Here is a 23077-nt window from a genome sequence, read left to right as displayed (position 1 = left end):
GCCGGCGGGTGCAGCATGGCACAGCCGCGGCCCGCCGCACAGAGCCGGGAGCCTGCGGGCCGTGGGGGAACTCAGTCCGTGCGGGGCGCTCAGGCGCCCCACCGCATGTCCAGCAGCGACCTGATCTCCCCGGCGGCGGAGCCGAGTTCGGCGAGGAAGGCGCGCAGCACCGGATTGCGGTTGGTGGGCCGGGTGGCCACCCCGATCCGGCGGTACAGCTGCGGATGGTCCAGCCGGCACACGTGCACCCCGGCGCTGTCGGCCAGGCCGAGCGCCGGGATCAGCGCGACGCCCATGCCGGCCCGTGCGAGGTTGATGGTCACCTGGTAGTGGTCGCTTCGGCAGCGCACCCGGGGACGGAACCCCTCGGCGGCGCAGGCGCGTTCGAGCACCGGCTCGCCGGTGCTGCCGCCGTGGGTGCCGATCCAGCTCTCGCCCTCCAGCTCGGCCAGCCGCACCACCGAGCGCCGCCCGAGCCGGTGCCGCAGCGGCACCACGACCACCTGCGGCTCGTCGAAGTACATCCGCACGTCCACCGCCGCCCGGCGGCACCACGGGTCCAGCGGGTGCTCGAAGACGACGGCCGCGTCCAGCCGGCCGGCCTCCAGGTCCGGGACCAGCTCGTGCGGCTGGCCCATGATGAGTTCCAGCTCCACCTGCGGGTGCCCGGCGGCGAACGCGGCCAGCGCCCGGGGCAGCAGGTCCAGCCCGGCGGAGGCGAAGAAGCCGATCCGCAGCACGCCGGCCGCGGCCTGGGCGTGCGCCCGCAGGTCGTCCTGGGCGACGGCCATCAGATCGGCGATCGCCTGGGCGTGCTCGGCCAGCCGGACACCCGCGGGCGTCAGGCGCAGGGACTGCGGGGCCCGTTCCACCAGCGCGACACCCAGCTCCTGCTCCAGACGGGCGAGCTGGTGCGAGATGGCGGACGGGCTCAGGTGCAGGGCCTGTGCCGCGGCCACGATGGTGCCCCGGCGGGCGATCTCCAGGAGGACGTGCAGTCGGGCGCTGTTCAGCATCGGCCCAGGTTAGGCCGTGTGCGCCGGGAGTGCGGCCGCCGGTTCCCCGGTCGGTCGCGCCGTCCCGTCGGCGGCGGTGTCCAGCCGGAGCAGGTCGTGCTCGGTCTCCCGGCGCACCACCACGCGGGCCTCGCCGTCGCGGACGAAGACCACGGCGGGCCGCGGCAGCTTGTTGTAGTTGGACGCCATGGCGTAGCCGTAGGCGCCGGTCACCGGGGTGGCCAGCAGGTCGCCGACCCGAAGGTCGACGGGGAGCGCGGCGTCGTCGATGATCACGTCGCCGCTCTCGCAGTGCTTGCCGACCAGCCGGGCGCGCCGCGGGCGGGGCGCCTCGGGGCAGCGCGGCAGGAAGGCCTCGTAGCGGGCGCCGTACAGCGCGGGGCGCAGGTTGTCGCTCATCCCGCCGTCCACGCTGACGTAGGTGCGCACGTCCTCGATCCGCTTGACGGTGCCGACCCGGTACAGGGTCAGCCCGGCCCGGGCGGCTATCGACCGGCCGGGCTCGACGCCCACCGGGCCGTTCCAGCCGGCGCCGCGCACCGCCGCGCGGACCCGTTCGGCCCAGTCCGCGAAGGAGGGGGCGCTCTGCCCGCCCAGGTACGCCACGCCCAGGCCGCCGCCGACGGTCAGCCGGCGCAGGCCGTGCTCCACCGCGAACCGGGCCACCGCGGCGGCGCCGTCGGCCAGCTCGGCCGGGTCCAGCACCTGGGACCCGACGTGGGCGTGGACGCCCTCCAGCCGTACGGCGGCGGAGGCCCCGGCCCGGCGCACCGCGGCCGCGGCGGCGCCGCCGGCCAGGCCGAAGCCGAACTTGGAGTCGTGGCCGCCGGTGCGGATGGCCTGGTGGGCGCCGGCCGCGACCCCGGGCGCCACCCGCAGCTGGATCCGGGCCGGGGGCAGGCCCTCCTCGTGGTGCAGCCGTTCGATCCGGTCCAGTTCGTCGAAGCTGTCCACCACGATGTGGCGCAGGCCGACGGTGAGCGCGGTGCGCAGCTCGGCCTCGTCCTTGTTGTTGCCGTGCAGCACGATCCGCTCCGGGTCTACCCCGGCGTACAGGGCGGTGCGCAGCTCGCCGCCGGAGGCGACGTCCAGCAGCAGGCCCTCCTCGGCGGCCAGGCGGGCCATCGCGGTGCACAGGAAGGCCTTGGAGGCGTAGGCGACGTTGCCCCGGCCGAAGGCGGCCACCGCCTCGCGGCAGCGGCGGCGCAGGTGCTCCTCGTCGTAGACGAACAGCGGCGTGCCGTACCGGCGGGCCGCCTCGTCCAGGAGCACCCCGCCGACGGACAGGCCCTCGGGGCGGAACTCGGCGGTGAGCGGCAGCAGGCCCGGGTCGACGGGCGACAGGGCTGGCGACACAGGGGACACGGCTTCCTCCCGAGGAGCTGGTTGGCCCCGCCCATCCTCGGTCCTGCGGAGGGGGTGAGAAAGCGCATTCTTCCGGCCCTGAGCAGTACGGAAACCGATGCTCCGTCCTGCGGACGGCCCTGTCCCAGGTGTTGCATCTAAGCTTGCATCTATGGTGCTACGGTGTGGTCCATGGCCGACACCCCGCCTCCCGCCCGCGTCCCGGTCCCCGCCCGCGTTCCGGCCGCGGACCGCGCGTACGAACTGACCAAGGACCTCATCCTCGGCGGCGGCCTCCCCGGCGGGACGCTGATCAGCGAGGGCGAGATCGCCGAGCGCACCTCGCTCAGCCGCACCCCGGTCCGGGAGGCCTTCCTGCGGCTCCAGGCCGAAGGACTGCTCCAGCTCTTCCCCAAGCGCGGAGCCGTCGTGGTGCCGGTCGGCCCCGGCGAGGCCGAGGACGTGCTGGAGCTGCGCGAGGCGCTGGAGAGCACCGCGGTACGCCGGATCACCCGCCGCGCCGAGCCGCTCGACGACCTGCTGCGGCAGCTGACCGACCTGATCGACCAGCAGCGCGAACCCGCCCGCCGGGCCGACCTCGGCGCCTTCGCCGACGCCGACGAGGCCTTCCACCGGGGCATCGTGACGGCCTCCGGCAACGCGCTCGCCGAGCGCTTCTACGAGACGCTGCGCGACCGCCAGCGGCGGATGGCCGTGCAACTGCTCCAGGTGCGGCCGGAGCGGCGGCCGCAGCGGCTGGCCGCGCTGGTCGAGGAGCACACCGCGCTGGTCGAGCGCATCGCGGCCCGCGACGCCGCCGGCTTCACCGAGGCGCTGCGCGCCCACCTGGACGCGCACCGCTGAGCCACTGCACCGCTGAGCCACTCCTCCCTCCTCCTCCCGCGCGGCGACGGCCGCGCACCCCGACGGACCGCCGGGACCACCATCCGACAAGGAGCAGCACCACCATGAGCACCACCCGGCCACCGTCCGCCGGTCCCGTCGCGCCCACCGGTCGGGGGAGGCCCTGGCTGGTCGCGGCCCTGGCCATGCTCTGCTGCGGCTGGGGCGGCAACCAGTTCACCCCGCTGCTGCTGATGTACCGCCACCTCGGCGGCTACTCCGAGGTCACCGTCGACGCCTTCCTGGGGGCCTACGTCCTCGGGCTGGTCCCCGGACTGCTGGTCGGCGGCGCGGCCTCGGACCGCTACGGGCGCCGTCCGCTGATGATCGGCGCGGTCGTCGCCTCGCTCGCCGCCAGCGGTGTGCTGTGCGGCGGCGTCACGGGTGAACTCCCCATCTACGCCGGGCGGTTCCTCACCGGCACAGCCGTCGGCATCGCGATGGCCGTCGGCACCAGCTGGGTCAAGGAGCTCTCCCAGGCCCCGCACGACCCGGCCGCCGACCAGGGCGCCGGAGCCCGCCGCGCCTCCCTCGCCCTCACCGTCGGCTTCGGCCTCGGCGCCGGCGTGGCCGGCGCGCTCGCCCAGTGGGGCCCCTGGCCGATGGTCACCCCGTACCTCGCCCACCTGCTGGTCACCCTGCCCGCGCTGTTCCTGCTCCCGAAGGCCGTCGAGACCCGGGCCCGCTCGGCCGCCGTCCGCAGCCTCTGGGCCGACCTCAAGGTCCCGGCGGCCGGGCACCGGCGCTTCCTGCGGGTGGTCCTGCCGATGGCCCCGTGGGTGTTCGGCTCGGCCGGCGTCGCGTACGCGGTGACCCCGCAGCTGGTCGGCGACCGGCTCGGCGACTGGTCGCTGGCCTACGCGACCCTGCTGACCGTCCTCACCCTCGGCACCGGCGCCCTGGTCCAGCCGCTCGCCAAGCGCCTGGACTCGCTGAACTCGGCGCGCGGCGTCGTCGTCTCCATGGTGCTGATGGCCTGCGGCATGGCCGTCTGCGCCGGCGACGCGGCGGTGCGCTCCCCGCTGCTCGGCCTCGGCGGGGCGGTCCTCCTCGGCGCCGCCTACGGCATCGGCGTCGTCTCCGGCCTGCTGGAGATCCAGCGCCTCGTCACCCCCGACGACCTGGCCGGCATCACCGGCGTCTACTACGCCCTCTGCTACTCCGGCTTCCTGCTGCCCGCCGTGCTCGCGGCGCTCTCCTCCGTGGCCTCCTACACCGTGATGCTCTCGGCGGTGACCGCCCTCGCCCTCGCCAGCCTCGCCGTGATCGCCTTCTCCTCCCGCCGCACCGCCCCCGCCCCGATCCCGGCGGAAGCCTCCCGCTGACCGTCGGTCTCGTGCCTCCCCGCCCGCTCCCGGGCGGGGAGGCAGAATGCTCTGCGAACCGGTCCTGTTGCGAGCGCGAACGGTCAGTGCGCGTCCAATGCCGGTCGACGAGCGGGGCGGCCGCATGATCCGGGGGAGAATCGCACGACGGAAGGAGACGCGTTGTGAGTACGGCACCCCAGGTCCCCGGTGACTACAGCACCGTCAGCGACCCCGAGCGGGCACTGAAGTACGCGATCCGGCACATCGCGGGCGACCGCACCGAGATCATCGAGGGAGTCATCACCCCCATGTCGCCGTCATGGGCGCACGAGTCCGCCGCCGAGATCGTCCGCCGCCAGCTCGGCCCCCGCATGGACCAGCTCGACCTGGTGTCCGGGTCCGGCAACCTCGACCTGCCGGGCAGCGAGAACTGGTACATCCCGGACCTGGCCGTCGTGCCGGCCGAACTCGCCCTGAAGACCGAAGGCGCACTGCTGCCCGACCAGACCTTCCTGATCGTCGAGGTCAGTTCACCGTCCAACGCGGAGACCGACCGCGTCGTCAAGCGCCGTCGTTACGGCCAGTACGGCGCTCCGCTCTACCTCCTGGTCGACCGCCAGAACCGCAGCTGCACCCTGTACAGCGAGCCGACCCGGCTCGGTTACGCCGCGGAGAGCGGCCCGTACCCGTTCGGCGCGCCCGTGCGCCTTCCGGCGCCCTTCGACCTCGACCTCGACACCACCCGCCTGTAGCCGTTCGTCAGACCCTGGCGTCGTCCTTGGGGCGGGCGTGGGCGGGGAGGCCGTTGGCGACGTCCTCGACCAGGAGGCGCCAGGCGATGGCGTCGGCGGCGGCGCGCAGTTGGGGGCTGCGGGGGCGGCCGGCGTCGGCGTCGAGGCGGGCGTTGAGCCAGCCGGACCAGGCGTGGGCGAGGGTGCGGACCTCGTGGGTGCCGGCCTCGGTGGGGGAGAGGGCGTCGCCCTCGCGCAGGAGGTAGCCCTCGGCGGCCATCCGGTCGAAGACCGGCTCCAGGACCTCGGGCGGCACCCGCTTGCGGGCGGCGATGAGGTCGAGCGAGGCGTGGCCGACGGCCCTGGTGTGGCCGGCCACCTCCATCAGCGCCCAGGCCCCGGCCAGGTCCACCCGGGCGCCGGCGCCGGCGACGATCGTCCGGACGGCGTCGAGGTCCACCCCGCGCACGATCCGGCAGACCGAGTACTCCAGGTGCGGGTCGGAGTCGGCGGTGGTCGGCTGGGCGAAGGCCTCGCCCATGTCGGTGGAGCCCGCCCGGGCGGTGTCGCGCAGCTGCACCTGTTTGAGGAAGAGTGCCACCACGAAGCCGGCCACGGCCACCGGGATGGTCCACAGGTACACGGTGTGCAGGGCGTCGGAGTAGGCCTGGACGATCGGCGCGGCCTGGTCGGCGGGCAGCTGGTGCAGGCCCTGCGGGCTCTGCGCGGCCTGGCTGAGCACGGCCGGGTCGGCGCCGGTCAGCCGGGCGGCGGTGGCGATCCCGTCGGCGAGTTCGGTCTGCAGGCTGTTGGCGTAGATGGTGCCGAACACCGCGGTGCCGAAGGAGCTGCCGATGGTGCGGAAGAAGGTCACCCCGGAGGTGGCCGTGCCGAGGTCGGCGTAGTCGACGGTGTTCTGCACGGCGATGGTGAGCACCTGCATGCTCAGCCCGATGCCGACGCCGAGCACGAACATGTAGAGCGAGGCCAGTGCGGAGCCGGTGTCGGGCTCCAGCCGGGACAGCAGGTAGAGGCCGAGCGCCATCACCGCCGTGCCGACGATCGGGAACACCCGGTACTTCCCGGTCTTGCTGACCGCGTTGCCGCTGGCGATCGAGGCGATCAGCAGACCGATCACCATCGGCAGCGTCCGCACGCCGGAGACGGTCGCCGAGTCGCCGTCCACGTACTGGAGGAAGGTCGGCAGGAAGGTCAGCGCGCCGAGCATGGCGAAGCCGACGATGAAGCTGAGCACCGAGCAGACCGTGAACACCGGGTTGCGGAACAGCCGCATCGGCAGCATCGGTTCGACGGCCCGGGTCTCCACCCAGCAGAACAGGCCGAGCGCCAGCGCGCCGCCGACGAACAGGCCGATGATCACCCCGGAGCTCCAGGCGTACTGGTTGCCGCCCCAACTGGTCGCCAGGATCAGCGCGCCGGCGCCGACCGCGACCAGCACGATGCCCAGGTAGTCGACGACCGGGCGGGTCGCCGAGCGGACCGAGGGGATGGTCCGGGCGGCCAGGGCGACCACCACGACCGCGATCGGCACGTTGACGTAGAACGCCCAGCGCCAGGACAGGTGGTCGGTGAACAGCCCGCCCAGCAGCGGCCCGATCACCGTGGCCACGCCGAACACCGCACCGATCGCGCCCTGGTACTTGCCGCGCTCGCGCAGCGGGATGACGTCCGCGATCAGCGCCATGGAGGTGACCATCAGGCCGCCCGCGCCGAAGCCCTGCACGGCGCGCCAGGCGATCAGCAGGGTCATGTCGGTGGCCAGGCCGCACAGGAACGAGCCGCCGACGAAGACGATCGCCGAGACCTGGAACAGCAGCTTGCGCCCGTACAGGTCGCCGAACTTGCCGGCCAGCACGGTGGCCACCGTCTCGGCCAGCAGGTAGGACGTCACCACCCAGGACATGTGCGCGGCCCCGCCGAGGTCCGCGACGATGGTGGGCAGGGCGGTGCCGACGATGGTCTGGTCGAGGGCGGCCAGCAGCATGCCGAGCACGATGGTGGCGAAGACGACGTTCCGCTGCCGGACGTCCAGCACCGGAGGGGCGGAGGGCGGGGTCTCGGTGGCGACGGTCATGCCGTCAGCCTCCGGGGTGCGGGCGGCGGTCGCGATCCGGTTCGGCCGTTCGGGTGAGGACGGGCGGCGGCGGCCCGGGCGGCGCCCCGAGTGCCGGCCCGAGCGGTGGCCCGGGTGGCGGCCCCGGGAGGCCCGGGCGACGATGGGCCGAACGAAGCCGACCGAGGCCGACCGAGGCCGACCGACGACGGGCCGAACGAAGCCGACCGGCGATCATCCACCGACCCGGACGCCCCGGCCCCGGGAAGAGGCTCCCATGAACGCCGACCCCCCGCGCAGCAGCGTGCACCCGCCCCGGCCCGGCGCCACCGCCGTGGGCGTCCGGGCCGCCACCCGGCGCTGGCGGGCGCTCGCCGTCTGCCTGGTCGCCGGCTTCATGACCCTGCTGGACGTCAGCATCGTCAACGTCGCCCTGCCGACGGTACGGGCCGGGCTGCACATGTCCGACAGCGGCCTGCAGTGGGTGCTCAGCGGCTACGCGCTGGCCTTCGGCCTGGTGCTGGTGCCCGCCGGGCGGCTCGGCGACGCGCGCAGCCGACGAGCCGTCTTCCTCGCCGGGCTGGCACTGTTCACCGTGGCCAGCGCGCTCGCCGGGGCGGCGCAGAGCCAGGAGTGGCTGGTGCTGGCCCGGCTGTTCCAGGGCGCGGCCGGCGGGGTGCTGGTGCCGCAGGTGTCCGGCTTCATCCAGGTGCTGTTCCAGGGCGCCGAGCGCGGCCGGGCCTTCGGCGCGCTCGGTGCCACCATCGGGCTGTCCACCGCGGTGGGGCCGCTGCTCGGCGGGCTGCTGATCCACCTGGTCGGCCCGCAGGACGGCTGGCGCTGGGTGTTCCTGGTCAACCTGCCGATCGGCGTCGCCGTGCTGCCGATCGCCCGCCGGCTGCTCCCGGCGCCCCCGCCCGCCGACCAGCGGGCCGGGCACCGGGACTTCGACCCGGTCGGCGTGCTGCTGCTCGGCGCCGGGACGGTCGCGCTGCTGCTGCCGTTCGTCCAGGCGCAGCAGTGGCACGGCTCGGCCCGCTGGCTGCTGCTGCCGCTGGCGGCGGTGCTGCTCGCGGCCTTCGTCGGCTGGGAACTGCACTACGGGCGGCGGCGCGAACCGCTGGTGAGCATGGCGCTGTTCGCGGTGCGGCCGTACGCGGCGGGCACGCTGCTGTCGCTGGTGTACTTCGCCGGGTTCACCGCGATCTTCTTCATCTTCACGCTCTACCTCCAGGCGGGCCTGCACTACTCGGCGCTGACGGCGGGCCTGGCGATCACGCCGTTCGCGGTCGGCTCGGGGGTGTCCGCGGCGGTGGGCGGGCGCCTGGTGAGCCGGCTGGGGCGGCGGCTGGTGGTGGCCGGACTGGTGCTGGTGCTGGCCGGGCTGCTGGCCTCGGCGCTGGCGGTGCAGCTGTGGTCGGGGCCCCGGGTGGGCTGGACGACGGCGCTGCCGCTGCTGGTCGCCGGGGTGGGCAGTGGGCTGGTGATCGCCCCGAACCAGACGCTGACCCTCCAGCAGGTGCCGGTGGCCCGGGCGGGCAGCGCGGGCGGGGTGATGCAGACCGCGCAGCGGGTCGGCTCGGCGGTGGGCATCGCCGTCGTCGGCTCGGTGTTCTTCGCCCACGCGGCCGGCCCCCGCCCGGACTGGGCGCTGGCCTTCCAGCTGGGCGTGACGGTCGCGGCCGGGCTGGTGCTGACGGCGCTGCTGGTGGCGGTCGCCGACATGGCCTCGGGCCGGGGCGGCTTCCGGGCCGCCGGGCCGCGAGTGGGGAACGGGCCGTGACGGGCGCCCGGAGGGACTTCCTGGCCGCCGCCGGTACGGCCGAGGAACTCCTGCGCCGCCCGGAGGTGGCCCGGGCCTGGCAGCGGCCGAGCGCGCTGGCGCGGTGGAGCGTCGGCGGACTGGCCGGGCACCTGGCCTACCAGGTCCTCTGCCTGCCGGAGCTGCTGGCCGCCGCCGTGCCGGCCGAGCCGGTGGTCGGCCTGCTGGAGCACTACGCCCGCTCGGCCTGGGTCGGCGCCGCGCTCGACGCGGACGCCAACGTGCGGATCCGGGAGGGCAGCGAGGCCTTCGCGGCCGACGGTGCGGCCGCGCTGCACCGCCGGCTGGCCGCCGTGCTGCCGGAGCTCGCGGGCACGCTCGCGGCGGCGGACGGCACCCGGCCGGTCCGGCTGCCGTTCTGGGGCCCGTGGTCGCTCACCCTGGACGACCTGCTGGCCACCCGGACGATGGAACTGGCCGTCCACGGCGACGACCTGGCGGTCAGCGTCGGAGTGCCGGGCCCCGAACTGCCGCCGGAGGCCTTCGAGTCCGTCGTCGTCCTGCTGACCCGGCTGGCCGCCCGGCGGCACGGCCGGGCGGCGGTGCTGCGGGCGCTCAGCCGGGCCGAGCGGGCGCCGGGGAGCATCGCGGCGTTCTGAGCGCCCCCGCTCGGGGCCTTCCGGTGCGGGGCTCTCCGCTGCGGGCCCGTCCCCTGCGGGCCTTCCGCTGCGGGCGCTCTCCCGGCGGTCAGTGGTCCCGGCGGCGGACCGCGGCCGCGGCGACCGCCACCGAGGCCAGCGACCACACCGCGAAGGTGACCCAGGCGCCCGTGACGGTGGCCGGGTACTCGGACGGGCGCATTCCCGCCAGCGTGGTCCGGGCCAGCCGCTGCCAGGCGGGCATCGGCAGGGCGTGCAGCAGGTCGGCGCTCCAGCGGTAGCGCTCGGTGACCAGCGAGGGGAGGAAGAACAGCACCACGACGGTGCCCACCACGGCGCCCGCGCTGTGCCGGATCAGGGTGCCGAGGCCGAGCCCGACCAGGGCGCAGACCGGGCCGAACAGCACCGCCGCCGCGACGTACCGCAGCGCGGCCGGGTCGGTGACGGACTGTCCGATGCCGGTCCCGGCCAGGATCGCCTGGCTCCCGCCGAAGGAGACGCCGACGGTGAGCACCCCGTAGCCGAACAGCACGGCGGCCAGCACACAGGCCTTGGCGAGGATCACCGCCCGGCGGTCGGGCACGGCCGCCAGGGTGGTGCGGATCAGCCCGGTCGCGTACTCGCCCGCGATGACGATCGCGCCGAGGCCGCCCGCGACCAGCATCAGGATGTCGGCGGAGACGAGGTTGAAGGCGTCGTTCAGCGCGGTCTGCGCCATGACCGCCGGATCGCCTTCGCCCGGCGTCCAGTGGTCGCGGGTGTACACCGCGGACTTGAGGTTGGCGGCGATGCTCGCCAGGGCGCCGAGGCCGAGCACCCAGGGGATCGAGCGCAGTGACCAGAACTTGATCCACTCGGCGGCCAGCAGGTCGCCGAAGCGGGCGCGCGGCTCGGTGGCGGTGCGGGTGGGCAGGGCGGCGGCGCGGGCGGGCTCGGTGGCGGCGCCGGTGGGCTCGGTGGCGGTGCGGGTGGGCAGGGTGTTCATCGGGGCTCTCCGGCGAGGTATTCGACGCTGTCGGCGGTCAGGTCCATGAACGCCTCCTCCAGGGAGGCGCCCCGGGTGGTCAGGGCGTGCAGCAACAGGCGCTGTTCCAGGGCGAGTTCGCCGATCCGGGTGGCGTCCAGGCCGCTCACTGCGAGGGTGCCGTCCGGGCCGGGCCGCACGGCCGCGCCCGCCGCCGTCAACACGGCCGCCAGCCGGTCGGGTTCGGCGGACCGGACGGTGACGGCGGCCCGGCCGGCCCGGGCGGCGAACCCGGTGAGGCTCTCATCGGCGAGCAGCCGCCCGCGTCCGATCACCACCAGGTGGTCGGCGGTGTGCTCCATCTCGGCCATCATGTGGCTGGAGACGAAGACCGTGCGGCCCTCGTCCGCGAGCCGCCGGAACAGTCCGCGCACCCAGAGCACGCCCTCCGGGTCCAGCCCGTTCAGCGGCTCGTCGAACAGCAGCACCGGCGGGTCGCCGAGCAGCGCCCCGGCGATGCCCAGGCGCTGGCGCATCCCCAGCGAGTAGCCGCCGATCCGCCGCCCGGCCGCCGCGGCGAGCCCGACCTCCTCCAGCACCTGCTCGACCCGCGCGGCCGGGATCGCGTTGGCGCGGGCCAGCGCCCGCAGGTGGGCCCGGCCGGTGCGCCCGCCGTGCGCGTCGCCCGCGTCGAGCAGCGCACCGGCGTGCCGCAGGCCGCGCGGCCTGCCGCGGAACGGGCGGCCGTCGACGGTGGCGGTGCCGGAGGTGGGGTCGCCCAGGCCGAGGACCAGTCGCAGGGTGGTGGACTTCCCCGCGCCGTTGGGGCCGAGGAAGCCGGTGACCAGGCCCGGCCGGACGGTGAAGGAGAGGCGGTCGACGGCGGTGCGGACGTGCCGGCCGCGGCCGTAGCGCTTCGTCAGTTCGGTAACTTCGATCATGGGGTCCACGGTGCCCGGGGGAACCGGTCGGGCGCATCGGACCGGCGTCGACACCGCAGGTCACCCGCGGTCGTACAACCAGGGCTGGATGACGGCGGGCGGCGCCCGTCGCTACGATCTTGAACCATGTCCACGACCCCCTCCCCGCCGCTGTTCCGGCGCGTCCCGCCCGAGGTCTGGGTCGGTCTCGCCTGGTGCGCGGCCGCCGGCTACCCCGCCGTACGGCTCGGCGGCGCCGCCGCGCAGCACCCCGGCGCCGCCGCGCACGGCGGCTGGGCGTTCACCCTGGCCGACACGGTGCTGGCCTTCGCGGGCGCGGCGCTGGTGCGGCGGCTGCCGGTGCTCTCGGTCGCCCTGCTGCTGGTCGCCGCGTTCACCGAGACCGACGGCTGGGCCGGCGGCGCCCAGGTGCCGCCCGGTGCGCTGCTCGCCGTGGACACCGCGCTCTGCCTGATCACCGCCGACCGGCCCCGGCGCAGCTCCCGGGCGGCGTTCGCGCTGGTCATGGTCTTCCTGGTGCTGCACATCGGCCTGGTGCGCGGCAGCACGGTGGGCATCTTCACCGGCACCCACATCGGCTCGGCCGACGGCGCCGCGCTGCTCGCGCTGGTCGCCTGGCTGGTCGGCCGCTCGGTGCGGCAGAACCGGGAGCACGCCGAGGCGCTCAGCGCCCGGGCGGCCGACGAGGCGGTCACCGCCGAACGGCTGCGGATCGCCCGCGAGATGCACGACACCGTCGCGCACAGCCTCGGCATCGTCGCCCTCCAGGCCGGGGCGGCCCGCCGGGTGATCGACCGTCGGCCGGAGCGGGCCGCGCAGGCGCTGGGCGAGATCGAGGCCGCCGGGCGGGAGACCCTGGCCGCGCTGCGCCGGATGCTGGTCGTGCTGCGGCGGGCCGACGGCGAGGCCTCGGCGACGCTGTCGCAGGGCCTGGCCGACCTCGACCGGCTGGCCGGGGCTACCACGGCGGCGGGGGTGCGGGTGGAGGTCCGGCGGCACGGCGAGCCGGGGCCGCTGCCGCCGGAGGTCGACCTGGCGGCCTTCCGGATCGTCCAGGAATCGGTCACCAACGTGGTGCGGCACGCGGACGTGGACGCCTGCGTGGTGGCGGTGGACCACCGCACGGCGGGGGAGCTGTCCGTCGAGGTCACCGACCGGGGGCGGGGCCGGGGCCGGGCGCCCGGGGCCGGGTTCGGGCTGGCCGGGCTGCGGGAGCGGGCCGTCCTGCTGCGCGGGGAGTTCGAGGCCGGGCCGCTGCCCGGCGGCGGCTTCCGGGTGGCCGCCCGGCTGCCGGTGCCGGTACCGGTCTCCGGGCCGGTCCCGGTCGAGGGGGCGGGCGCGTGATCCGGGTGGTGCTGGCGGACGACCAGCCGTTGGTGCGTGCCGCGCTGGAGATGGTGATCGCGGAGACGGACGACGTCGAGGTGGTGGGCGAGGCGGGCACCGGGGCGGAGGCCGTCCGGCTGGCCGCCGAACTGCGGCCGGACGTCGTGGTGATGGACATCCGGATGCCCGGCATGGACGGCATCGAGGCCACCCGGCTGGTGACCGCCGACGGCGGGCCGACCCGGGTGGTGGTGCTCACCACCTTCGACGAGGACGAGCACGTGTACGCGGCGCTGCACGCGGGGGCGTCCGGCTTCCTGGTCAAGGACATGGCGCTGGACGACATCCTCGGCGCGGTGCGGGTGGTCGCCGCCGGGGACGCGCTGATCGCGCCGGGCGTCACCCGGCGGCTGATCGGGGCGTTCATCGCCGGCCGCCCGCAGTGGCCCGGGGGCGGTGGGCACGCCCCTGCCGCCGCCGCCGCGGTGGCGGCCGAGCGGCGGCTGGCGGCGATCACCGGGCGCGAGCGGGAGATCCTCACCCTGGTCGGCCGGGGTCTGTCCAACACCGAGATCGCCGCCGAACTGGTGCTCAGCATCGCGACCGTCAAGACCTACATGACACGGCTGCTGGCCAAGCTCGACGCCCGGGACCGGGTGCAGCTGGTCATCCTGGCCTACGAGGCGGGCCTGGTCTCCGTGTCCGCTTGAACGGGCCTGCTGGAACGGGCGTGCTTTTCACGGGCCTGCTTGAACGGGCCCGGCCGGTCGGCCGGGCCCATCGCAGAAACGATTCGGCACTCGATCACGAGGAGCCGGAACTCAGCGCTTGACCGCCACGCCCGCGTACATCGCGATGTCCCGGTCGCGGACGGGCGGGGCGTCGGCGTCCGGCCGCCAGTTGTGCACCAGCGTGACGCCCGGGTCGAGCAGCTCGTAGCCCTCGAAGAACGCCTCGGCCTCGGCCTTGTCGCGGATCTGGAGCGGGATGCCGCGCGCGTTGTACTCGCGGCCGACACCACCCACGCCCACCGGGTCGGTGTCACCCGTGAAGACCGTCAGGGCGAGGAAGCTGCCGGGGGCCAGGGCGTCCATGAAGCGGCGCACGATGCCCTGCGGGTCGTCCTCGTCCAGCACGAAGTGGACGATCGCGATCAGCGACAGCGCCACCGGCTGCGAGAAGTCGAGCACCTCGCGCAGCCGGGGGTTGTTGATGATCGACTCCGGGTCGCGGAAGTCGGCGTCCACGTAACAGGTGCGGCCCTCGGGCGTGCTGTCCATCAGGGCCCGCGCGTGGGTCAGCACGATCGGGTCGTTGTCCACGTACCCGACCCGGGCCTCGGGGGTGATCGCCTGGGCGACCTCGTGCAGGTTCGGCGAGGTCGGGATGCCGGTGCCGATGTCGAGGAACTGCCGCACGCCGTACTGCTCGGCGAGTCGGCGCACCGAGCGCTGCATGAAGTCGCGGGTGGTGCGCATCGAGATCGGCAGCGACGGCCAGGCCTGCACCGAGGCGTGCGCCGCGACCCGGTCCGCCTCGAAGTTGGTCTTGCCGCCGATGAGGTAGTCGTAGACCCGGGCGGAGTGCGGAACGTCCATCCGCAGGTCCACCGATGGGTAATCCTCGTGCGGACCGTGCTCCGCCCGGATCTCGTTCGCCATGCTCGTTCTCCCGTTGCTGGGCGTCCGTCAGCGACCGCCGAGGTGGCGGCCCATGGTGCGCATGGTAACGGTCGACCGGTGCGGCGGAATGACGGGCCCTCAGGCCCGCACCTCCGGGTGCCTCAGGCCCCGCGCCTCCGGGTGCTTCGGGCCCGTGCCTCCAGGTGCCTCAGGCCCGCGCCTCCGGGTGCCTCGGGTCGAGCGCGGCGGCGCCCGGCTGACGGGGGACGGCGGCGGACCCGGCGTCGCCCCGGCCGTGCGCCGCCAGTTCGAGCGCGGCGCCGATCCACGCGATGCCGAAGGCCCACGTCGCCAGCCACTCGCACAGGTACAGCGGCCGCACCGACCAGCCCGAGCCGAGGCCCGTCACCCCGGCCAGGACGGAGAGCGCCAGGGCGACCGGGATCACCACCCCGGCCACCAGGTAGGCCGTGCTCACCCGGGCCGGCTGGGTGGAGCGGGGATTGCGGAAGGAGTGGAGGCAGAACATCGCCAGCATGACGAACAGCAGGCCGGCGAAGACCAGGTGGAACACTCCGACGGTGCGCTGGACGCCGGAGGCGCCCGCCGGGGCCGTCGGGCACAGCGCGACCCCGACCGCGAAGAACCCGGCGGCCGTGCTCCAGCGGTCGTCCCGGCGGTCGAAGCGGTAGCAGATCAGGAACACCCCGAGGGCGCACAGTCCGCCGACGAGGAGGTTCCGGGTGTCGGTGTAGTAGGCGGCGCTCATCGAGCCCGGCCAGAAGTCGTCGGTGCCGCGCCCCGTCACCTCGGCGGCCAGCCAGTTGCCGAACGGCAGGGCCGGCGGCAGCAGGACGCCGATCAGGCCGACGCCGAGGCGAAGGATCGCGATGGTTCGAACGTCCTGGATGCTCCGCCGGACACCGGGGGAGTTCTGCGTGCGCGAGTCGTGCGTCACGGACGCCTCCTTGCCTTTCCACGGGCTCCTCGGCCCGCTGTTCCTCCGGTCGCGGGGGACGGGGTGGGGCGGCGTCGGACGGGCGCCGCCACACACCTGAGCGACCGTCACCTTGTGTACCCGCATCGGCGTTCGAAGCACCACTGATGTGAGCGGTTTACGCCCTCAATGACCGTCCGGAGAACCTCGGGTCACCATCCACCACGGCCGTGACGGCTCCACCGGTTCAACTCCCCCCCCGGAGGGCCGGGCAGGCGGCTGCCACCAGCCCAATCGTCACCGACCGAGCGGGAATTGATTCGTGCTGTTCCCTTCCGATCGGCGATCGGATCTGACAGCATCGTCCGCTGTCCGCTGTCCGCTGTCCGCTGTCCGCTGTCCGCTGTCCGCTGTCCGCTGTCCGGTCGCCGGAGCCCCGTGCACCGGTGACCCGTGCGCCGCCGTGCGCCGTGTCCACCCCGGCCGATCGGCGGCCGCCGTCCCGCTGCGCCTCGTGGAGGAACCGTGACCACCAGGGCCGACCCCGCCGGGACCGCCCTCCGTCCGGCCCGCTGGGTCCGCACCCGGCTGCGCGCCAGCCCCTCGGCGGCCCTGCTGACGGCCGCCCTCGCCTTCGTCACCGTCCTGCTGACCGTGGCCGTCCCCCGCGTCACGGACCGGAACGCTGACGCGGCGCTGCGGGACTTCGTGCGCCAGAAGGGCATCCACGCGACCAGCCTGCACTTCGCCTCCAAGGCCCGCCCGACGGACACCGCCGCCGCCCTCGACGCCGTCGACCGGGACATCGTCGCGCGCGTCGGCGCGACGGTGGCGCTGGCACCGGAACGCCTGGCGCACGGCACCAGGACCGAGACCAACCCCGTGTACAACCCGGGCTACCACCGGGTGAGCCAGGACATCCCGCCCAGGATCCTGCTGATCCGGCTGCAGGGCCTCGCCGACCGGGTCACCCTGACCGAGGGCAGCTGGCCCGGCCCCGCCGCGGCCGGCGCCCCGGTGCCGACGGTGGTGAGCCGGGCGGCCGCCGAGGCGATCGGCATCAAGGTCGGAGACGTCCTCGACAACGGCAGCAGCGGCCCCGACCGCCGACGGACCACCGTGGTGACCGGCATCTACCGGCAGAACGACCCGTCGGACCCGTTCTGGGTCGGCATCGGCTGCCCGAACCGCCCCTGCCTGGGGCTCGACCCGGAGCACGGCAACTGGCAGGAGGTCACCGGCTTCGTCGACGACGGCAGCGTGGGCGCGCTGACCACCTGGAGCCCGTCCGTCCAGAACTTCTGGCGGGTTTCCGTCGACCCCGCCCCGCTGCGCGCCGACCGTCTGGAACGGACCCGCGCCGCCGTCGCGCCCCTCCTGGCCGGGCCGGAGGCCGACGCCCTGGTCACCGCGACCGGGCGCGCCGACCTGCGGGTCGTCTCGACGCTGCCCGTGGTCCTCACCTGGGCGGCCGAGCGCTACCGGGCCGCGATGGCGCTGGGCGCGGTCGGCCCGGCCGGCGTCGCGGGCGTCGCCGCCGTGGTGCTCTGCCTGGCCGCCGCGCTCGGCACCGACCGGCGCGCCGCCGAACTGCGGCTGCTCCGGGCCCGTGGCTGCTCGCGCGGCGGGGTGCTGCTGCGGCTGCTCGGCGAGAGCGCGGTGACGGTCCTGCCCGCCGCGGTACTCGGAGCGGTGCTCGCCCTGGTGCTGCTGCCCACCCCCCGGTGGGGCTTCGCGGTGGCGGCCGGCCTGGTCGCCACCCTGTTCGCCCTGCTCGCCTTCCCGGTGCGTGCCGCCCTGCTCCGGACGCACCCCCGGCGGACCGGGCCGTGGCGCCGGCTGATCGGCGAAGTCGCGCTGCTGGCCGTCACCGCGGTGGCGGTGGCCGAGGTCCGCCGGCGCGGCGTCGGCCACCCCGGCCGGGGAGCGGATCCGCTGCTGGTGGCCGCGCCGCTGCTGCTCGCCGTCGCCGGCGGGCTGCTGCTGGCACGGATCGAGCCTGTGGTGATCGGCCGACTGGCCGCCCTGGCCCGCCGGGGCCGCGGCCTGATCGGCTTCCTCGGCCTCTCCCGGGCCTCCCGCGACCACTCCGGCCGGCGCCGGCCCTCCGCGCTGCCGCTGCTCGCCCTGCTGATCGCCGTCACCGCGACCGGCTTCGGCGCCACCCTGCTCGACGCGGTGGACCGCGGCAGGCTGAGCGCCGCGCGCCTCGCGACCGGCGGCGACGTCGCCGTCTCCGTGCCGGGCTACGCGACCCTGCCGGAACCGTTCCTCAAGGCCGCGGGCGACCTTCCGCAGGCCCGGGGCGCGACGGCGGTCCGGGTGGACCCCCGGGCGCTGTTCGTCGGCGCCGACGCGAACAACTACACCAAGGTGACCCTGGTGGTCGCCGAGCCGACCGCGTACGCCGAGATCGCCCGCACCCTCGGGGCCGGCGAGTTCGACCCGGCGAAGCTCGCCGGCACCCCCGGTGGCCCGGACACCCCGGTGCCCGCGCTGTTCAGCCGCGACCTGGCCGCGCGGCTGGGCGCCGGCGCACCGACGGTGCACCTGTCCACCGCGAGCGAGCTGCGTACCACCGTCGCCGGGATCGTCACCGCGACCCCGGCGCTGCCGGAGCCGGCCCTGCCCTTCGTCGTGGTGCCCAGCGGTCCCGCGGTGGAACGCCTGCCGGAGCTCGGCCGGTGGACCGGGTGGCTGGCCGTGGGCGACGGCCTCGACCCCGGGCGGATCAGGTCGCTCCTCCTGGAACGCGGCCTGGTCGAGCCGACCGGCCTCGCCAGGCTCATCTCGGAGAACGCCGCGGCGGACGGCAAGGGCGACCACGGGCTGCCGCCCGCCTACGCGGTGGGCGGCAGCCGCGAGTACGCCGCGCAGCTCGCCGACGACCCGCTGCAGCAGGCCGCCGGACGGCTGTTCTGGTACGCGGCGCCCGCCAGTGCCGGATTCGCCGTCCTCGCGGTCCTGCTGACGCTGCTGCGCGCCGCGCCCGACCGGACGGCGGTGCTCGCCCGGCTGCGCACCATGGGCCTGCGACCCCGTCAGGGGCTGGCGCTGATCGTCGCCGAGGCACTGCCGCGGACGCTGGCGGCGGCCGTCGGCGGTGCGGTGGTCGCGGCGGTGGCGGCCGTCCTGCTCGGGCCGGCCTTCGACCTCTCCACCCTGATCGGCGCCAAGGCCGGCGACGGCCTGGGCCCGGCGGTGCTGCCGGTGCTGCTGCCGACGGCGGGACTGGCGCTCGTGGCCTGCCTCGGGGTGGTGCTGGAGACGCTGGTCGCGGGACGACGGCAGATCGCCACCGAACTGCGCGCGGGGGAGTCCTGACGGCGGCGGAAGCGGTGCGAGCGGTGCAGGCCGTGCGAGCGGTGCAAGCGGTGGGGCGGTCCGGCCGTGGTGGCCGAACCGCCCCTTCGCCTCCGCCGAACCGGTTCAGCCGGCCGGCTGCCCGGCGCGCGCGATCAGCGCGTTGAGCAGGGCCGCCCCGCGCTCGGCGTCGTCGACGCTGACCGCGAAGTCCGTGCCCTGACGGGTGCGGACCACCAGGCAGACGCCCCCGCGCAGCATCACGGTGGTGCCGAGCCGGTTCATCCGGTAGCCCCAGCCGCCCGCCTGCGCGGCGGTGCGCTGCTCGGCGCGGGCGGATTCGAGCTCGGCGGGGGACCAGTGGCGCACGGGCCGGCCGAACGGGCCGAATCCGACGGTCAGGCCGCCGGCGGTCACCCGCGCCCGCACCGAGGAGCAGGCGAGGCACGCGAGGGAGACGACGGCGAACGGCACCACCAGCGCCCAGTCCAGCTCGGCGACCCCGCTCGCGGCGGCCAGCACCCCCGCCACCGTCACCAGCGCGAACACCGCGGCGGCCAGCTGCAACCACGGGTTGGCGGCCCGGGAGAGCCAGACGAACCGCTCGCCCGCGGGCATCTCCAGCGGATCCGCCCCGGCCGCCGGGAGCCGCTCGGGCCGGCCGCCGAAGCGGCGGCCGGCCAGCAGGGCCAGCAGCCCGGCGAGGCCGGTGGCCAGCAGGATCAGGACCACCTCGACGCCCATCGGTGCGGCGTCCTGCCAGCGGGCGCGGTCGAGGTTGGCGTGCACGATCGAGGTCTGCGCCCCCGTCAGCAGCACCCCGCCGGCCGCCAGCGTGGCCGCCGCCGCCCCGGGCGACCGGTCGGCCCAGTACCGCCGCACGGCCACCGAGGTGAGCACCAGGACCGCCCAGAACGCGGCCGGGAACAGTGCGGCCGCCGTCAGCGACATCGAGCCGTTCGGCTCCCGCCCGCCCCAGTGGGTGGCCAGCGGGTCCGGCAGCCGGTGGCGCGCCACCAGCGGCAGGGCGATCAGCAGTGCCAGCACGCCGACGGACCAGGCCGCCGCGGCCCAGAGGGCACCGCGAGCCGCCGGTCGCTCCGCCGCGGTCGCTTCCTTCGTTGTGCCGTCGTCCGTCACGACATCCCCCTGATCATGTCCACGAGATCGTTCCTGCTGTAGCCGAACCGGGCCGCGTCCTCGACCAACTGCCGTACGCGGTCGACCAGTTCGGATCGGGTGTCGGCGCCGGTCGCGATCGTGATGCCGCGGCCCCGGCGGAACTCCAGCACCCCCTCGTCGCGTAGCGTCCGCAGCCCGCGCAGGACGGTGTTGGTGTTCACCCCCAGCGCCCGGGAGAGCTCCCGGGCCGGGGGCAGTTTGTCCCCGGGGGTGCACTCGCCCTCGGCGACGGCCCGTCTGATCGCGCCGGCGACCTGTTCGTGCAGCGGTCGGGTGTCCCCGATGTCCAGCTTCAGCAACATAGTGCTACTGACGATAGCACCATCCCTGTCTTGTGCCACTGCCACTGCCACTGGCACTGCCACGGGCCTCGGGGCGGTGCTCCCCGCCCGCAGCCACCTCCGCCCGTCGGCTACCCCCGCTCGTCCTCGATCAGGCCGAACTCCGAGGCCCTGCCGTTCCGACAGCACAACGCCCCGGTACGGGCTCGGGGAAGTCCGTACCGGGGCGGATGGGGTGCCAGGGGATCTTCTACCAGTAGATCACTACGTACCCGTTACCACCGTCACCTCCGGTGGGGTTTGGACGGAGGGGGACGTCGCCTTCACTCTGCCAGGCGCGGGACTTCCGCATGGGTTCGGCTGTGTACCGCGCAACAGTGTTACCGGACGGTCCCACCACTGCGAGGCTCTCCGGAACGAGGTTCCCGCCGCTGACGATCTTTTTAAGAGTGTCAAAAAATGACACTAACGACATGGCCCTTACGCCGTACCACCCACTCCACCACCCTGCGTGACCACAGACCCCACCCCCAGGAGACCCCAGTGACCACCCCCTCCCGAGCCCCCTGGATACCCGGAGGCGGCACCGCACTGGAGTGGGGCCTGCGCCACCCCTGCCCGGTCGGCGTTGGCCCCGGCGGCCACCGTGGCGACGGGGGGAAGGTGTGGTGCCTGTGGTGCGGCGACCGCTACGCCGGGCGCCCTGCCCAGGTCGGCGACGACCACCTTCACCGCGACGACGCCCACCACGCCGCCAGGCTTCACGCCGACGACCACGAAGCCGACTTCCGCCGGTTCATCACCGGCGAGCGCACCAGGGAGGCCCGTGAGAAGTCCGGGTGGACCACCCGTGTGTACGACCTGGTCGCGGCGGCCACCCTGCCCGCCTCCGAGGGCGGGGTCTGGTGGGACGGCACCGGCTACCGCCTCGTCCCCGCCGGGGCCGGATCGGTGCCAAGGGCCGCCCCGTGCGCCGCAAGGTCGTGGAGCTGGTCATCGCCGCCGGATTCCTGCACCTAGATGAACACGGTGACGTGGTGGCCACCACCGACGGCCGCGCCATGCTCGCCATCCGGCGGCACCACCTCGCCGACCTCGCCGAGCCCTGGCCCGCCCGCCATGAGCCCCAGGCCCTGCCCCCGCTGCCGGTGGCCAGGAAGCCGCCCGCCGCCGTGAGGCAGCCCGCCAGCTCCGCGCGGAGCTGGAGCGCCAGGCCGCCCAGAGCCGCGCCGAGTTCCTGCGGCGTCGTGAGGAAGCCGAGCAGCAGCACCAGGCCGAACTGGCAGCCAAGCGACAGCGCCGCGCCGACGAACAGGCCGAGCGCGTCCGCGCCGAGCGGGCCCGCACCGGGGCAGACATCCACCTCACCTGGTCCGCGGTGGCCGCCGGCCGCTGGACCGTCACCGGTGCCGGCCACGACCGCCGGCTGGACGTCGTCCTCAACGACCGCGACTTCGCGGAGGACATGTACGAGATCCGGGAGAACGGACACTTCATCTCCCGCCATACCTACGAGCACCAGGCCGAGGCCGCCGTGCGGCAGCTGCTCGCCGACGGAGTCGAGATCGGGCAGCGGACACCAAGCCCCACCCCTGCGGCCTCCACCCCGCTATGCTCCACCGGCCCCGCTGGAGCTATCGGTCGGAGGGCTTGTCGTCGTGATTCCCGCAGGGAAGGGCGCGCCTGACGGTCACGCAGTGTCCAGCTCGAAGCTCTCCACCGCCAAGACCAACTCCTCGATGGCAACCTCGGTGGCGGTGCCGCTGAGCGATGGTGCCGAGTACTGCTTGGGCCAGGCGTTGGTGAACTTCCACCGCAACGCCGGTTTGCCGGCCTCGTCGTTGAGCACGATGTGGCCGGTGCGGCGAACCACAGTGCCCTCCAGGACGGCCCGCCGCCAGTCCCACAGCTCGCGGTTGGTGGTGAAGCCGCGCTTGAGCGTGATGTCACCGGACTTCTTCAGCCCTGGGAGCTTGATCACCGAGAAGTCCATGTTGCCCTCGCGGTACTCGATCACGTCCTGCTCGGTGTTGGCTCCGCGGCACTCGGCGAAGCCATGTGAGCCCGCCAGGCCGTCGATGTCCAGCGTGAAATTGAACGCAGCGAATGGATCAACCCGCTGTCCGGTTTGTGCCATAGCCGTTCCTCTCTGTGCCTTCCAGGGGACTGGGGGCAGCCCCTTGCACTCAAAACGGCAGATATGCCAACTCGAAACGGGTGTATGGGAAGGAAAAGAACTAGGCCGCGTATTCGGTCGTGATCAATGGGTTCGGGTGAGGTCCTTGATCCAGATCATTGCGCCGCGGAGGTGAAGGCCGGCGAGGTAGCTTTCCGGGCTCTTGTCATACCGGGTCGCGATGCCTCGCCAGGCCTTCAGCTTGTTGATCAGGCGCTCGACGGTGTTCCGCTCCTTGAGAGCTCGGCGTCGTGGCTGACGGGCCGGCCGCCCCGGCTGCCCTTCTTCTTCCGGTTGGCGACCTGGTCCTTCTTCTCCGGGATGACCGCCTTGATGCGGCGTTTGCGCAGGTGGGAACGGTTGCCGCGGGACGAGTAGGCCTTGTCCCCGGCGACCGCGCCGGGCCGGGTGCGGGGACGGCCGACGGGTCCGCGGACCCGGACCTTCTCCAGCACGGGGATGAACCGCGGGCTGTCCGCGGCCTGGCCCTCGGTCAGGATGAACACCAGCGGGCGGCACTTCCGCTCACCGGCAACGTGGATCTTGCTG

20 protein-coding genes and 1 pseudogene are annotated in these 23077 nt (G+C 74.6%); 10 read left to right on the top strand and 11 right to left on the bottom strand.

Annotated elements, in window-relative coordinates; all coding sequences use genetic code 11:
• Window positions 1-89 precede the first annotated feature (89 nt).
• Together ACZ6EM_RS29040 and lysA are read right to left on the bottom strand one after the other, a co-directional pair.
• Window positions 90-1016 (bottom strand): LysR family transcriptional regulator, encoded by a 927-nt coding sequence (locus ACZ6EM_RS29040; protein WP_401052081.1) that lies wholly within the window; start codon window positions 1014-1016, stop codon window positions 90-92.
• Between the two features lie 9 nt (window positions 1017-1025).
• Window positions 1026-2372 (bottom strand): diaminopimelate decarboxylase, encoded by a 1347-nt coding sequence (gene lysA, locus ACZ6EM_RS29035; RefSeq protein WP_465773594.1) that lies wholly within the window; start codon window positions 2370-2372, stop codon window positions 1026-1028.
• Between the two features lie 180 nt (window positions 2373-2552).
• Here lysA and ACZ6EM_RS29030 point away from each other — a divergent pair, with 180 nt between their 5' ends.
• The 3 genes from ACZ6EM_RS29030 to ACZ6EM_RS29020 all read left to right on the top strand — a co-directional run bounded on the left by ACZ6EM_RS29030 (window position 2553) and on the right by ACZ6EM_RS29020 (window position 5322).
• On the top strand, window positions 2553-3224 hold the full coding sequence (locus ACZ6EM_RS29030; RefSeq protein ID WP_387693525.1) for a GntR family transcriptional regulator: 672 nt from the start codon (window positions 2553-2555) through the stop codon (window positions 3222-3224).
• Between the two features lie 104 nt (window positions 3225-3328).
• Complete coding sequence (locus ACZ6EM_RS29025) at window positions 3329-4588, top strand: MFS transporter (RefSeq protein ID WP_465773593.1); 1260 nt, start codon at window positions 3329-3331, stop codon at window positions 4586-4588.
• A gap of 164 nt (window positions 4589-4752) precedes the next feature.
• The gene (locus ACZ6EM_RS29020) at window positions 4753-5322 is read left to right on the top strand and encodes a Uma2 family endonuclease (RefSeq protein ID WP_401052071.1); all 570 of its coding nucleotides are present in this window, start codon (window positions 4753-4755) and stop codon (window positions 5320-5322) included.
• Window positions 5323-5329: 7 nt separating this feature from the next.
• Here ACZ6EM_RS29020 and ACZ6EM_RS29015 read toward each other — a convergent pair whose 3' ends face one another.
• On the bottom strand, window positions 5330-7396 hold the full coding sequence (locus ACZ6EM_RS29015) for an MDR family MFS transporter (RefSeq protein ID WP_465773592.1): 2067 nt from the start codon (window positions 7394-7396) through the stop codon (window positions 5330-5332).
• Between the two features lie 256 nt (window positions 7397-7652).
• Here ACZ6EM_RS29015 and ACZ6EM_RS29010 point away from each other — a divergent pair, with 256 nt between their 5' ends.
• Together ACZ6EM_RS29010 and ACZ6EM_RS29005 are read left to right on the top strand one after the other, a co-directional pair.
• Window positions 7653-9158 (top strand): MFS transporter, encoded by a 1506-nt coding sequence (locus tag ACZ6EM_RS29010; RefSeq protein ID WP_465773591.1) that lies wholly within the window; start codon window positions 7653-7655, stop codon window positions 9156-9158.
• Entirely contained in the window at window positions 9155-9796 is a 642-nt protein-coding gene (locus ACZ6EM_RS29005; RefSeq protein WP_465773590.1) for a maleylpyruvate isomerase N-terminal domain-containing protein, read from the top strand. The genes ACZ6EM_RS29010 and ACZ6EM_RS29005 overlap by 4 nt, the downstream gene beginning before the upstream one ends.
• Before the next feature lie 88 nt (window positions 9797-9884).
• On the opposite strand, the gene ACZ6EM_RS29000 is transcribed toward ACZ6EM_RS29005, so the two are convergent.
• The gene (locus ACZ6EM_RS29000) at window positions 9885-10781 is read right to left on the bottom strand and encodes an ABC-2 transporter permease (RefSeq protein WP_465773589.1); all 897 of its coding nucleotides are present in this window, start codon (window positions 10779-10781) and stop codon (window positions 9885-9887) included.
• Window positions 10778-11701 (bottom strand): ATP-binding cassette domain-containing protein, encoded by a 924-nt coding sequence (locus tag ACZ6EM_RS28995; protein WP_401049629.1) that lies wholly within the window; start codon window positions 11699-11701, stop codon window positions 10778-10780. Before ACZ6EM_RS28995 ends, ACZ6EM_RS29000 begins: the two co-directional genes overlap by 4 nt.
• Before the next feature lie 126 nt (window positions 11702-11827).
• Here ACZ6EM_RS28995 and ACZ6EM_RS28990 point away from each other — a divergent pair, with 126 nt between their 5' ends.
• Both ACZ6EM_RS28990 and ACZ6EM_RS28985 read left to right on the top strand, forming a co-directional pair.
• Window positions 11828-13045 carry a sensor histidine kinase gene (locus ACZ6EM_RS28990; RefSeq protein WP_465773588.1) on the top strand — a complete coding sequence of 406 codons (1218 nt, stop codon included), beginning with the start codon at window positions 11828-11830 and terminating at the stop codon, window positions 13043-13045.
• Between the two features lie 50 nt (window positions 13046-13095).
• Window positions 13096-13737, top strand: a complete 642-nt coding sequence (locus tag ACZ6EM_RS28985; RefSeq protein WP_401053574.1) for a response regulator — start codon at window positions 13096-13098, stop codon at window positions 13735-13737.
• Window positions 13738-13848: 111 nt separating this feature from the next.
• Here ACZ6EM_RS28985 and ACZ6EM_RS28980 read toward each other — a convergent pair whose 3' ends face one another.
• Together ACZ6EM_RS28980 and ACZ6EM_RS28975 are read right to left on the bottom strand one after the other, a co-directional pair.
• Window positions 13849-14688, bottom strand: a complete 840-nt coding sequence (locus tag ACZ6EM_RS28980; RefSeq protein ID WP_401053571.1) for an SAM-dependent methyltransferase — start codon at window positions 14686-14688, stop codon at window positions 13849-13851.
• A 169-nt stretch (window positions 14689-14857) separates the two neighbouring features.
• Window positions 14858-15607 carry a hypothetical protein gene (locus ACZ6EM_RS28975; RefSeq protein ID WP_465773587.1) on the bottom strand — a complete coding sequence of 250 codons (750 nt, stop codon included), beginning with the start codon at window positions 15605-15607 and terminating at the stop codon, window positions 14858-14860.
• Window positions 15608-16111: 504 nt separating this feature from the next.
• On the opposite strand from ACZ6EM_RS28975, the gene ACZ6EM_RS28970 reads away from it, so the two are divergent.
• Window positions 16112-18910 (top strand): hypothetical protein, encoded by a 2799-nt coding sequence (locus tag ACZ6EM_RS28970; RefSeq protein WP_465773586.1) that lies wholly within the window; start codon window positions 16112-16114, stop codon window positions 18908-18910.
• 105 nt (window positions 18911-19015) lie between these two features.
• On the opposite strand, the gene ACZ6EM_RS28965 is transcribed toward ACZ6EM_RS28970, so the two are convergent.
• Window positions 19016-20029 (bottom strand): DUF1648 domain-containing protein, encoded by a 1014-nt coding sequence (locus ACZ6EM_RS28965; protein WP_465773585.1) that lies wholly within the window; start codon window positions 20027-20029, stop codon window positions 19016-19018.
• A complete protein-coding gene (locus tag ACZ6EM_RS28960) occupies window positions 20026-20373 on the bottom strand; it encodes a GntR family transcriptional regulator (RefSeq protein ID WP_401054991.1) in 348 nt (115 codons plus the stop codon). Before ACZ6EM_RS28960 ends, ACZ6EM_RS28965 begins: the two co-directional genes overlap by 4 nt.
• Window positions 20374-20895: 522 nt before the next feature.
• On the opposite strand from ACZ6EM_RS28960, the gene ACZ6EM_RS28955 reads away from it, so the two are divergent.
• Window positions 20896-21372, top strand: a complete 477-nt coding sequence (locus ACZ6EM_RS28955; RefSeq protein WP_465773584.1) for a hypothetical protein — start codon at window positions 20896-20898, stop codon at window positions 21370-21372.
• A 358-nt stretch (window positions 21373-21730) separates the two neighbouring features.
• Window positions 21731-22039, top strand: a complete 309-nt coding sequence (locus ACZ6EM_RS28950; RefSeq protein WP_401055902.1) for a hypothetical protein — start codon at window positions 21731-21733, stop codon at window positions 22037-22039.
• 3 nt (window positions 22040-22042) lie between these two features.
• Here the strand turns inward: ACZ6EM_RS28950 and ACZ6EM_RS28945 are convergent, their stop codons facing one another.
• Window positions 22043-22489, bottom strand: a complete 447-nt coding sequence (locus ACZ6EM_RS28945) for a phage tail protein (RefSeq protein WP_465773583.1) — start codon at window positions 22487-22489, stop codon at window positions 22043-22045.
• A gap of 123 nt (window positions 22490-22612) precedes the next feature.
• Window positions 22613-23077, bottom strand: a pseudogene (locus ACZ6EM_RS28940) (IS5 family transposase); the annotation flags it as partial.

This window comes from Kitasatospora sp. NPDC041917, assembly GCF_055589745.1.
Note: the sequence above shows the minus strand (reverse complement) of the source record. Positions and strands in the feature narration are given on the sequence as shown.

Bases quoted from the DNA above. Each gene is read 5' to 3' on its own strand.
- ACZ6EM_RS29040 (WP_401052081.1), bottom strand. From the start codon at position 1,016: ATGCTGAACAGCGCCCGACTGCACGTCCTCCTGGAGATCGCCCGCCGG.
- ACZ6EM_RS29030 (WP_387693525.1), top strand. From the start codon at position 2,553: ATGGCCGACACCCCGCCTCCCGCCCGCGTCCCGGTCCCCGCCCGCGTT.
- ACZ6EM_RS29025 (WP_465773593.1), top strand. From the start codon at position 3,329: ATGAGCACCACCCGGCCACCGTCCGCCGGTCCCGTCGCGCCCACCGGT.
- ACZ6EM_RS29015 (WP_465773592.1), bottom strand. From the start codon at position 7,396: ATGACCGTCGCCACCGAGACCCCGCCCTCCGCCCCTCCGGTGCTGGAC.
- ACZ6EM_RS29010 (WP_465773591.1), top strand. From the start codon at position 7,653: ATGAACGCCGACCCCCCGCGCAGCAGCGTGCACCCGCCCCGGCCCGGC.
- ACZ6EM_RS29000 (WP_465773589.1), bottom strand. From the start codon at position 10,781: ATGAACACCCTGCCCACCCGCACCGCCACCGAGCCCACCGGCGCCGCC.
- ACZ6EM_RS28995 (WP_401049629.1), bottom strand. From the start codon at position 11,701: ATGATCGAAGTTACCGAACTGACGAAGCGCTACGGCCGCGGCCGGCAC.
- ACZ6EM_RS28990 (WP_465773588.1), top strand. From the start codon at position 11,828: ATGTCCACGACCCCCTCCCCGCCGCTGTTCCGGCGCGTCCCGCCCGAG.
- ACZ6EM_RS28985 (WP_401053574.1), top strand. From the start codon at position 13,096: ATGGTGATCGCGGAGACGGACGACGTCGAGGTGGTGGGCGAGGCGGGC.
- ACZ6EM_RS28980 (WP_401053571.1), bottom strand. From the start codon at position 14,688: ATGGCGAACGAGATCCGGGCGGAGCACGGTCCGCACGAGGATTACCCA.
- ACZ6EM_RS28960 (WP_401054991.1), bottom strand. From the start codon at position 20,373: ATGTTGCTGAAGCTGGACATCGGGGACACCCGACCGCTGCACGAACAG.
- ACZ6EM_RS28945 (WP_465773583.1), bottom strand. From the start codon at position 22,489: ATGGCACAAACCGGACAGCGGGTTGATCCATTCGCTGCGTTCAATTTC.